We start from the raw sequence: 1,026 nt of genomic DNA, 5'->3' as shown, positions 1-1,026 counted from the left end.
GTACCCGGTGAGGTTTTCCGGGGTCGACCCAGTTTCTTCTTGGAAACTTTTTTCTGCCCTTTTCCCCCGGATTTTCGGTAATCCGGCAACAGAGCGTTGGGCATTGCACCGCGCTGCCAGTACTGCCGAAGGTTTTTATAAAGCGATTTCCTGGGTGTGCCAGTTTCATCGCTACGCGACTGAACTAACCGGCCCCTGCCACTACGGTAATAAATTTCTTCATCAGCAAGCAGAGGAGCTATTAATTCATATCGCTGCTCCCGAATCACCTGGGCTTTACTGCCTTGTTCGACGATCAGTGCGGCAAGCTCCTGATAGGGATCTTCTACCCGGCGCAGTGATTCATCAAGTATCCATTGTTCGATCTCAGCGGTTCTTACCAACTCCGGCCATGCTTTATCTGAGTCAATATTTATCCAGAGCACGTGTTGGTCCGCCAGTGCCAATATGCGATGCCGTTCCTGCTCCAGCTGGAAGACGTCATTGATTCGCAGCATAACTTGCCCTCAGCAGCGCGATGTCCTCAACCACCTGTAAGTCTTGTGATACCAGCTTGATCCAGGGAATGGATATATCAAACGTCAATGCCCTTAAAGCTGCCAGCGCCCGTAATCTTGCGAGCGATGTGCCTGGCTCCAGTGAATAGGAATGGTCAACCATCATGCCGACATCGGATAGCCTGGCATTAGGATTGTTTGCCAACACCTCGACATAGATTGGCAAACTCTGGAATAGGATCTCCAGGCTCTCACTTTGGACCCGGGCCGAGTAAAACAGATCCAGATTTGCCATTACGATAGGAGGCATCTGCTTCTCGGTTATCAGATACCAGGGGATGCCTTTACGTTTCCAATACCGGCGCTCAATTTCCAGTTTTTCGACTGTGCGCGAATCCATGAGGTCGGGCGAGGTTTTCACCTGAACGGCGAATCTCTTTGGCCCGGAAGGCGTGGAAAGGTCAACCACAAAATCGCTGGACATGATCTGATGGTATCCGCCTGCTTCGGGGTGGCGAATATTGGCTTG

Annotated in this window: 1 protein-coding gene and 1 pseudogene; both read right to left on the bottom strand. The window is 51.3% G+C overall.

From position 1 onward, the window contains the following. Positions 1 to 497, bottom strand: a pseudogene (locus BY454_RS16740) (transposase); the annotation flags it as partial. Further along, positions 481 to 1,026, bottom strand: a 546-nt coding sequence (locus BY454_RS16735; protein WP_104417684.1) for a TnsA endonuclease N-terminal domain-containing protein, incomplete at its 5' end; no start/stop codon positions are given. The gene BY454_RS16735 and the pseudogene BY454_RS16740, both read right to left, overlap by 17 nt.

It is taken from the genome of Marinobacter persicus (assembly GCF_002934325.1).
GTDB lineage: Bacteria > Pseudomonadota > Gammaproteobacteria > Pseudomonadales > Oleiphilaceae > Marinobacter > Marinobacter persicus_A.
This window is presented reverse-complemented; position numbering and strand designations above follow the sequence as displayed.